Origin of the sequence: Clostridium fessum (genome assembly GCF_027698965.1) — a bacterium.
In the GTDB taxonomy this organism is placed as follows: domain Bacteria; phylum Bacillota; class Clostridia; order Lachnospirales; family Lachnospiraceae; genus Otoolea; species Otoolea fessa.
In genome coordinates this window covers 117,461-127,233 of the sequence record NZ_JAQEQF010000011.1, presented here as the reverse complement: position 1 = coordinate 127,233, position 9,773 = coordinate 117,461, and the positions used below count along the sequence as shown (strand labels likewise).

Below are 9,773 nucleotides of genomic sequence, written 5' to 3'. Positions count from 1 at the left end.
GCGGCTTTTAGCTTATAGGGTACTTGGTATGGAGCGTTTACGTTTCTTCTTATAAGCTATATCATTGATTTTCTTCTCATCTTTAGCAACACAATTTAATAAATACTCCCTTGTCAGAACATTTGTACTCAACAACTCTTCCATCTTTAATCTGTAGCTTCTGTCCATGTCATTTCCTTTCTTCTGTAATAGTGGGTGTCTGACGCAGACACAATAATGATTCGTTCCGTTCCTTGCGTCACTACACAAATCATCTGTCTCTTTTTGGATTTTTCCGATTCATTTTATAATTTTGACCCCCCATTTTGAGCGTGAAGCTTATAATAGAGAGTACGCTTAAAAAAGGGGGTCAAAAAAATCAAATTAAAATCGAACTATCTTCCAAGCATTCTTATACTTCTTCTTTTTCTTATTTCCATCTGAATCTTCTATGTATCGTGTTGTTTCAAATTCCTTAATACGATAGTCCAATTCTCTCTCTTCTAGCACTTGATTTAATGTAGCAACTTTCTTTAATAATTTTCCATCTTGCTTCGCATTAATCATACTTATCAGTTCAGATCTATCTTTTTGTTGAAGTAAAACAACTTCATCTGCAACCATCTTTTCTAAATAGTTTTCCAATCCATACTCTTCATTAATCATTCTATATGTATACTTTCCTATATCATAATTATAAAAGCCCAACTTCTGTGCAAGAAACTTACAATATCCATACTTTTTATATACTTCAAGCATTATCGCATAGTCCGCTATATCTTCTTTTTTCTTAAAATACATAGGTTCATTGACCGTTTTCGTATATGATCCCGGTATTACTTTACCCTCTTCATCGTATACCAGATCATCATATAAAATATTATTCGGATCATTTTGCATCGGATATTTGTCAATCAGTTTTTCAACAGAATATCCATTTTGCATATAAAAGTCAGCCATTTTAACTTTTTCTTCCATACTACGTTTCAAACCAGCAAGTCTCTGATTGCTGATTGCTTTTATGTAGATGTAAACTTTATCATCCTCATCTTGAATCCGCTTTCTTCCCATACACTGAATCAATGAGTCTATGTCAACAATATCAATCACAATATGTTTTACATCCCTATCAATGATATTTATTCCAGCGTCAAAACAAGCTGTTGTAATCAAGAACTGTTCTTCAAATCTTTGTTCTTTTAGAATTTGTTGAATCTTTTTCTCTTCTACATAATCGTAATATTTCTTATTATTAGAACTACAGTTAAAAACACAATATTCTTTATATTTCGAATAAAGCTTATAAGCTTTTTCTGCTTTTTGAATAAAAAATATTCCTTTCGTTCCTTTTTCTATTCCCTCTTTTAGAAATGCCTCCATTGTATCATCCTTATTAAAAAACGTGAGACATTTTATAAATGAAAAATCAAAAGGGATTTCATATTCAATCGGTGCATCCAGCTTATTATCCTTAATATATTTCTTCATATACCTTGTCATATGTTCTCCTGTGGCAGACATAAACACATGAGTCGAAGTCTTGTTCTCCATAATCATTTTAAATGATACTGCTGTCTTATTATTAAAACTGCTATCATTAAAAAAATAATGGAACTCATCGCATACAATATACTTATATTGGGATAAATCTATTTGACTGCTTATATTATGTAGTTTTTTAAATTCCATAGACTGATATGTAATCACATCTATTACATCCGTCTTAAAGTCTTCCTCTAATTCATATGTAAACTGTTCCACACAATTTTTTCTATGAATCAGCATTAGGATTTTATCTCCTGCTTTCTTGGCTATTAGGTACAAAGGATTCTTGCAAAAATAACTTTTTCCTGCTCCCATCGGTGCAGCTATTAATACATTATCCCCAGCTTTCCAAGTTTTAATATCTTCTTCACTTATAACATCCGAAATTCTCCTCTTCATTGGTACACCTCCAGTTAGTGATTCAAATAATCACTCATTGAATTTCTAATCTGTGGTGTATCTTTAAATACGAAAACGTTCTTTCCACTAGAACTATTTATGTCTGGTCGCATATCCAAAAGGACATATCCCATTAACATTAAATAGCCTGCCATTCTCTGATTAAAAATAATAAGATCTTTTCTATCCGTAATAATCGTTCCTCCAATCTTGGCATCATCTATGCTCTTCCCAGTATTATAGGCACACCACCCACAATAGAATGATGTGCCTGTCTTTCGTCCCATATGTAACCAGCATCCTCACTGGTAGAAGAAATCTTATAACCTTTTAAGCTGGAACTGTCCTCTTCAACAGTAGGTTGCGTTATCTCACAGCAACAATATCTCTGTCACTTATATGTTCGCCCTTTTTATTCCAAAGGAACTGCAAAGTGTTCTTTAATCTGCTCTGGTGTCACGCCATCAGAAAGATCCGCCTGTGCATCGGTAGAATTATCGCACTGGCTCATATAACCTATGTGGAAATGAACCGTGTTGTCTTTGAACTCATACCGAATATCTACCGCATCAGAGAAGATACCGGATTCCATGAGAAAGTCTAAGTTCTCTGTGAACTGCTCTGGCGTGATTGTTCTGGTGTCATTTGTGCCTTTACGTCTTGCCTGTACGTTCTGAATCTGAATCAGATGATCCTTGATAGCTGACTGAAGTTTCTGTGTTGTTGTCGGTCTATACATAGTTTGTGTTCTCCCTATCCCATCTTTTACATAAATCCCACTGTTACCATATTCCGTTTACTGTCTACATGATCTGTTTCTGGGGACAGATAAAGATTAAAGGCTTTTTTTACGCTAACCGAAAAAAGATCGTCAACATCCTCTGCTTTCTCAATATCATGAATTTCCTTTTTATCAATAAACATACTTGCATTCGAATCATTTGTTGTGAAAGCAAGCAACTGATTGTTTTTTACTGTCTGAACTTCATCGAAAGATAAGTCTACCAGTTCGATATTTCTATGCATGAATTTATCTCCTGCTTCTTCGTTATTCATATGAATCAAGAATCCATTTTTCTGCTCCTGTAACACCCTTTCAAACTGTGATGTCGTCAAGTGTTTGTCTTCAATTTCCTTATCGTTTAACTTCTCACAGTTCTCATCAGACTCATTTTTCTTCATACCGATCCACGGCAGATAAGCCGACAGTAACGTAGCTTCGCTTACCTTATATACATCGGAAATATTATGAATGTCATTTATCATCAGCGCCCATCCTTGATCCAATGGCATATCATGTGCTTTCAGAAAATTGTCTAAAATATTACATATCCTATCCCATTCCAATGCTGTCATACTGGAAAGTTCTTTCTCAATCTGTTCATCTGAAACTTTACTTTTTGTCAACAATCTTGCAATCTGATAACCTTTATTTAATTTCATAATTTCTGTTCTCCTTTTATTTGTTATTTTTCTTTAATCTATCTTCATACCAACGTATTGAAGCATCTTTATTTATAGGCAGTTCCACTTTCTTTCCAGAATCAAACTCCAGAACTGTAGACAGCTTTCCATTATCAGCCTTTATCCATCTTTTCATAGACACCTGCTCCCAGTTTTACTTACTAATTAATCTAGCTTTAAGCCGTTCAAATTCCGTCATTTCTTTTACCGGCGGCTTTGGCTGTATTTCTGTTTTAACCGCGAATACGCTCGATGTTTTAGCTGTACGAACCTGTGTCAATGCTTTCATAGAGTTCTGGACACTCTCTGCATCTTTCTCCACCGATTCAGCCAGTGCATCCATTCTCTTATATGGCATCACCAAACCGCTAAGAATAACTACATTTTCGCCGGATTCTGATAAATAGCCATGATACTCTGTTGGTGCTGTCCCTACTGCTTTACGAAGCTCTACAACGTCAATCTTACTGTCCTTTGCAGATACCGCTTCTGATACACCCATGATAGAAATAGTCTTATCCTCACGCTTGGCGAAGATGTTATTATCCCTGTTCAGAATATCTACAATATTTCCTGTATTACCGTTCGCGGCGTTCGTTGCTACGATGATAGAAAATGACGGACAGTGCAGACAGGTTTCGATTTCTGCCAGATCCATATTTCCATCCAACGAGTGATTATTGATGCACAGCACCTCAGTGATAAGGGTTGCAAAGATTTTATTGATCTGAAGCTTGTCCATCGCATTATTATCTAAAATAAAGATGCTCCCCAGCTCCGGCTTCAGATCTTCAATCTCATCAAATGTCTGTCTTGCATTATCTCTAATCCTCAATGATTCTGCATCAGACGGAAGAACTAGAATGAGACACATCTTATAACCCATTTCCAATAAAATCCTCGCCAACACTGGTCCAATAGCTGATCCTGTGCCGCCGCCCATCGAAAACGCGATAAATACCGTACTTCCATCAATTATGTATTTCTGCAATTCTGGAAGTATTTCATCGATGCTCTCCGCCAGTGCGTCTAAACTCCGATTACGATTTCCAGCCGCTCCGGTACAGTTCTTCATATGTATCTTATGGGATAAGTTGACCGCAGATAAATCTTCCAAACTGCTGTTGATACCAACGAAAGAGGTATTATCCTTTGTTCCGTCAAGTTCCATGACCCTTTTCTCAATTTCCGATACAATCTGGCAACCACATTGACCGCAACCAATGAAGGTTGTTTTCAATCTCTTATTCAATTTTTTGCTCATAACCAATCTCCTATTAAAAGTCCTTTTTTTTCATCTCTTCCATCCATTCCAATCCTTTTGCTGACACATAGTATGTCTTTGCATTCAGCTTCATAATACCGTATTTGACATACCCAAGGCGAATCAGTTCACGTAGATGCAGATAGATCGTCTTTTCAGTAAAAAGCACTTTTTCTCCTGCCAGCGCCGCTATGATTTCCTTTTGGGTAGCTGCTACGATCTTACTCCACGCCTCCATGTGGTAGAGAATGTTGAGAATTTCATAATTAACCCTCAAAATCTTTCCTCCTATATTCAGTTTTCAAGTTGCTTCTATATAAAGTGTGGGAAGTACCATCAGCAGAACGCCAATGATAATTTGACAAATAAAATTTTTCATGATAAGATAATTTTGCAAAATACATAGATCGTTTACCAGACGATCAAGTCTATCATGAAGACCTTCGGCAAGGGTGTTACCAGCATCCTATATGCCGGAGGTTTTTTATTTATCTATCCATACATTATATATCTTCAAGGAATTTACTCCCTTTTCTTCTTATGTTCTCTTGTATTTCTTTTTCACTGCTTTTATACCTCTCTTTCCTATGGTTCTACTATACTATGGTTATATGTCTTTGTCAAGTATTTTTTTTACTTATTTTATACTTTTTATTTGACTTATTTCATACTTATTATATACTCATTTATGCTAATTGACTTTTTTACTTATTTTCATTATACTTTTAAGTAATAAAATGAAAAGAGGCACTTATATGTCTACTGAAAAAATAGTAATTACTACTAATTTAAGACTAGATATTATTGAGCGCAGAAAAGAAAAGGGTATTTCCAGCTATGACCTTTCTGAACAAGTTGGAAATGGACATTCTAAATTTTGGTTGCAAAATATTGAAAGCGGAAAAACTAAAAAAATCAAAAAGGATGATTTACTTTCCATCTATATGATACTTGAAGGTTCAGATGATCCAAATGAAGTTCTTCCTATTATAGAACACCTTTTAAATCAATCTTTAGGCGATTCTGTTCGACCATGGTACGAATTAATTATCCCTGATTCAGATTACTCTGAACTATATGAAGAAGAAGATTTAATGGATGCTCTGGACGTTCTATTAGGGGAATATCTTGTTCCTCAAATTTCCAATCGTATATTTGCTATGCCTGTAAATCAAAAACAAGCGGCTTTAACCGCTCTTCGCCATTTTTATTATTCTGTATATAGAAATCCTGATTTAGCTTTTGCTTTAATTGGAATCCCGATGTACGGGGTAAATGAGAGAGAGCAAAAAGAACATATTAATTCTATGAATGATATGCTTTCCTTATATTCAAAATACAATAATATGTCAATTAAAAATAACAGTATACAGGCTATCAAGGAGCAACAAGAATTTCAAGAAGAAATGCAAGAAATATTTACAGAATGGATTCATGAGGCATTTTCCAATTTTGAGGAAATTATTCCTGAACTATCCAAAGCCATAAAATCTGGCGATCCCGATCTATGCGCCTTATCACGAAAATTTGTTCAAAATGTTACATTTAAAATTGAGCAAGGACAGCCTAACGTCACAAAACATTATCTGAAATCCTTCCAAATATTTACAGGAAAAGATTTTGCAGTTCATATTCGTGAATGTGTCAATTGGTTTGTAGGCTTTCATGAGCAATATAAGCTACCGCTTGTGTATAGCATCGTTTCTCCAGAAACATTAAATTCTATATATGAATATCTCAACAATTATGGAAAGATCAAATTCCGCAGACGCTTTTCCTCTACGGAGTAACATTTCGTTACCCCCATCCAAGATCACAAAAAGTCACGGTCTATTTTTCGACCGTGACTTTCTTTTCGTTTCTCTTATCTCCCTATTATCCTGCTGCCATGTTCTAACCCATTGTAATCTGTTGATAGTCCTCTGGATGGCAGCAGAATGATATTCCTCATTGAACATATGTTTCCCTTATGGTATACTACTATCGTATAATTGAACAGAAAGTAGGATGTGACTTTCCATTTATCTGATGCCCTCTAGTCTACAAAAGGAGGGATGTCCTATGATTAGCCTAAGTGATCTTTTGACGCTGTTACTGGTAATCTTCGCGGCTTTGTCATACATAGACAACCATCACGATAAAAAGAAATAGCATCCCACCGCCTAAAGTGAATGCTATTTCCTTAAATTAGTTTTACCGAGGGCAAATCGGACAATCACATCCGATTCACTTCCTAATTAAATTATACTATGGGGTGCTTGGATTTTCAAGTACCCTTTTATATTACTTCTCTTCGTCAAGTATCGCCTTAACCTCATCAAATGTCAAGGAACTTCCCTCTAATGACACAGAATCTTTGCATCACTTGAAATGGTAATTTCATCGTAAAACCGACCCTCGAAAAACCCAATAAAATCAAGGGTTTTTGCCATGTCGCATTTTTGCGAAATCGTGAAAAATGCTAATTTCCTTGATTTTGCGTTAATCTTCGGACAAAACACCGTCATTTTTCGCTTCTAGCTCTGTAATCGGTTCTCTCTCCATCTTTTCTTTTATCGCCTGTCGAATAAAGCCAGCTTTCGAACATTCTTTAGCGATACAATACTCTTCTAAAGTTTTCGCTTCTGCATTAGGCATCGACAATTTGACCTGTGTATAATTATTTTTTATATATTTTTCATTTGCTTTCTTTCTTGCATCCGTCAGTGCCAACATCGCGCCCTCTCTTTCTCTATAATTATCAAAGATGGGGATAAATTTTTCCTCCACCTTGCGATAACCATAGTATACCAATTTTCCCTTTATGAATCAACCTGCATCCGAAAATTCGGCTACGCCAGAAATGCTATTCATTCATGCTCATTAACAGCCTTTTTGCAAGTTTCCATTTGAGACTATGCTTCATTTTCTTTTCCATTTGGAACATAAATATATCATTTACTCTCTGAAAGAAACTTTCCGGCACAGCAGAACCTTTCAGATGATTGCATCCAAAACAAGTACACGCCAGATTAGAAACGTCATTTGTGCCACCCATCGCCAGCGGCTTGATATGATCGATTGTTACATCTTCCAGCGCCATTTCCTTACCACATAACTCACAGCGTCCTCCGGCATGAATATACAGCAATTTTCGTACATCTGGAGAGAACTTTTTACGGATTCCCTTTGAAGGGATCTGTACTCTTGGAATATTTTCATTTGCCTTTGGTTCTAAATCAATAATATTATCCTGTTTATGTCTTTTTCTTCGTCTGGCTTCTCTTCTCGCTTCTACCTCTTCTTCCGTCATAGCGCGCCACAGAATGTAATCAGTATTGGTATCATATACATAATATTCTGCCTTTCTGCCGGATAAATTTTTCATGATATTAATAGCATCTGAAGCACTGTCGAACCGATACGCAAGTTCTAATTTCCGTGTTGTCGCAAGTTCTCCGTCAACAAATTTTAAATAATGGATTCCGTCTGTAATTACAATAGCCATGATATTTTATCCCCTTTTCTCCGGTGGTGGAGTCACTGAATTAGTGACCCCTTTTCCACCCTTATACCTAAAATCAAATTTTCCCTATCTCTCATATGGAAAAAGAATAGTAGTTGCATTGTCTCCGGCTTTCTCTGAAATACGATTTGTGACGATCCAGATTCTGCCTTTTGAAGTCCTATATGCCGCAAGTAAATATAAATCATCTGGATTGTTCAGTTCTTCCTCATTTGCCTTAATATCTTCTGCATCCAGATCTCCCCAGTCCTTCACAGCGAACCGATGTAACGCAAGAACTACTTCTGCGGCAAAACGTTCACTTTCTCCGACTGTTTCGCTTATCCCTCTTGTAATAAGAATCTGACCCATGTTGAAAAACTTTGATTTTACCATAACTTTCTCCCTTTCTCCTGTCTCTCTTAAATTAACCCGATGATGCCAAGCAATCTATATAGCGGATTCCTTGCAAGTTTTCTTTTGCGTCTGGATCTCTTTCTGGAAATTCTTCTTTTCCTGTCCATAAATGCAAGTGTGTCTTCCAGCTTCACATAGTCCATCAGTTCAAATGGATTCAGTAAATCCGATGATGTAGTTAAAGTTCTGTCGATGATTTCTAGCCCTTCCGCTGTTGTGATGATTCTAAAATTGAACATATCCGCTCCCGTTCCTTCCTTAATATAAATATGATTGATTTACACAAGCTATAGCTGAATGGAAGCGGAGGACTGAACCTCCCACGGCTTGACCGTCACTCCCCATATAATTATTTTTCTGCTGGTTTCGGCTGTTCTGGTTTCAATTTATCCTCATACCACTTGATAGAACCGCCCTTATAGTTAATTTTTGGCTGTAAAATGCTACTCCGTCCAATCTGTTCTACTACTCCATTTTTAGTGACTGTCGCAAATTCATATGATATTTTCTGCATAATTGATCCCCTTTCCTACTGCTGATCTTTCGTCATGTAATCAAATAACTGTGCTTTGAGCCGGATGATCTCTGCATCCTTTTCTTTCAACTGCGCTTCAGCGTTCTTGCTAAACTTTCTCAAATCAGATAAAGCCTTTTCTGTCCCGGTCGTATCGCGTTGAAGTTCTGAATTAACATTACATAAACGCTCTAATTCATTGTTAGCAGTTTCAAGATCCGCTTTCAGCTTATTGATCTCTTTCTGCTGGTCTGATATAAGCAAGAACGCCTTTCTTGATTCTTCCTCCGCTGATTCTGCGCGTTGTTTCATACTGCACATAAAATCATTGTTGATATTGGATTCTGCGATCTCTGCACATCCTTCAAATGCTGTCGCTACATAGCTATCAGAACCAAGCGATCCCATCAGTTCACGGATCTGCTTCAATACTTTTCTTTCGTCCTCTTTCATCATCATCATTCTGTTTTCTCCTTATAATCCGATTTTTTCGATAACTGTTTGCGCGTCTTTGCTCATTGCTGGCATTGGCTGTCTATAACTTAACATTTGGTAGATACCTAACAATTCCAGCCATGTCTGAAAACTAATCTTTTCAAAATTAGCAACTTTTTTATCTGCCATTCCTCGAATACAACACTTGTGAAGTGTGTTCATTGCTTTGTTATGCCGGTATGCTTTGATAATATCCGAAAGTCTTTTCATGC

At 36.4% G+C, this 9,773-nt stretch carries 14 protein-coding genes; 1 reads left to right on the top strand and 13 read right to left on the bottom strand.

The window, feature by feature from the left end; translation table 11 throughout:
• Positions 1-363 precede the first annotated feature (363 nt).
• The 7 genes from PG862_RS13300 to PG862_RS13270 form a co-directional block, all read right to left on the bottom strand.
• On the bottom strand, positions 364-1,923 hold the full coding sequence (locus PG862_RS13300; protein WP_270707731.1) for a DEAD/DEAH box helicase: 1,560 nt from the start codon (positions 1,921-1,923) through the stop codon (positions 364-366).
• A 14-nt stretch (positions 1,924-1,937) separates the two neighbouring features.
• Positions 1,938-2,210 (bottom strand): DUF5659 domain-containing protein, encoded by a 273-nt coding sequence (locus PG862_RS13295; protein WP_270707729.1) that lies wholly within the window; start codon positions 2,208-2,210, stop codon positions 1,938-1,940.
• Positions 2,211-2,335: 125 nt separating this feature from the next.
• The gene (locus tag PG862_RS13290) at positions 2,336-2,662 is read right to left on the bottom strand and encodes a hypothetical protein (RefSeq protein ID WP_270707727.1); all 327 of its coding nucleotides are present in this window, start codon (positions 2,660-2,662) and stop codon (positions 2,336-2,338) included.
• Positions 2,663-2,688: 26 nt separating this feature from the next.
• The gene (locus tag PG862_RS13285) at positions 2,689-3,366 is read right to left on the bottom strand and encodes a hypothetical protein (protein ID WP_270707726.1); all 678 of its coding nucleotides are present in this window, start codon (positions 3,364-3,366) and stop codon (positions 2,689-2,691) included.
• Between the two features lie 16 nt (positions 3,367-3,382).
• Positions 3,383-3,523 (bottom strand): hypothetical protein, encoded by a 141-nt coding sequence (locus PG862_RS13280; RefSeq protein WP_182427388.1) that lies wholly within the window; start codon positions 3,521-3,523, stop codon positions 3,383-3,385.
• An 18-nt stretch (positions 3,524-3,541) separates the two neighbouring features.
• Positions 3,542-4,651, bottom strand: coding sequence for an FtsZ/tubulin family protein (locus PG862_RS13275; RefSeq protein WP_270707724.1), 1,110 nt, complete (start codon positions 4,649-4,651; stop codon positions 3,542-3,544).
• A 13-nt stretch (positions 4,652-4,664) separates the two neighbouring features.
• On the bottom strand, positions 4,665-4,928 hold the full coding sequence (locus PG862_RS13270; protein ID WP_270707722.1) for a hypothetical protein: 264 nt from the start codon (positions 4,926-4,928) through the stop codon (positions 4,665-4,667).
• A 478-nt stretch (positions 4,929-5,406) separates the two neighbouring features.
• On the opposite strand from PG862_RS13270, the gene PG862_RS13265 reads away from it, so the two are divergent.
• The gene (locus tag PG862_RS13265; protein WP_270707720.1) at positions 5,407-6,441 is read left to right on the top strand and encodes a hypothetical protein; all 1,035 of its coding nucleotides are present in this window, start codon (positions 5,407-5,409) and stop codon (positions 6,439-6,441) included.
• A 691-nt stretch (positions 6,442-7,132) separates the two neighbouring features.
• Here PG862_RS13265 and PG862_RS13260 read toward each other — a convergent pair.
• The 6 genes from PG862_RS13260 to PG862_RS13235 form a co-directional block, all read right to left on the bottom strand.
• Complete coding sequence (locus PG862_RS13260) at positions 7,133-7,366, bottom strand: hypothetical protein (protein WP_270707719.1); 234 nt, start codon at positions 7,364-7,366, stop codon at positions 7,133-7,135.
• 130 nt (positions 7,367-7,496) lie between these two features.
• The gene (locus tag PG862_RS13255) at positions 7,497-8,138 is read right to left on the bottom strand and encodes an HNH endonuclease (RefSeq protein WP_270707718.1); all 642 of its coding nucleotides are present in this window, start codon (positions 8,136-8,138) and stop codon (positions 7,497-7,499) included.
• 84 nt (positions 8,139-8,222) lie between these two features.
• Entirely contained in the window at positions 8,223-8,531 is a 309-nt protein-coding gene (locus PG862_RS13250) for a hypothetical protein (protein ID WP_270707717.1), read from the bottom strand.
• A gap of 370 nt (positions 8,532-8,901) precedes the next feature.
• The gene (locus PG862_RS13245) at positions 8,902-9,066 is read right to left on the bottom strand and encodes a hypothetical protein (protein ID WP_270707714.1); all 165 of its coding nucleotides are present in this window, start codon (positions 9,064-9,066) and stop codon (positions 8,902-8,904) included.
• 15 nt (positions 9,067-9,081) lie between these two features.
• A complete protein-coding gene (locus PG862_RS13240; RefSeq protein WP_270707713.1) occupies positions 9,082-9,528 on the bottom strand; it encodes a hypothetical protein in 447 nt (148 codons plus the stop codon).
• A 12-nt stretch (positions 9,529-9,540) separates the two neighbouring features.
• Positions 9,541-9,771: a hypothetical protein gene (locus PG862_RS13235; protein WP_270707711.1), complete on the bottom strand. Its 231-nt coding sequence runs from the start codon at positions 9,769-9,771 to the stop codon at positions 9,541-9,543.
• Positions 9,772-9,773 lie beyond the last annotated feature (2 nt).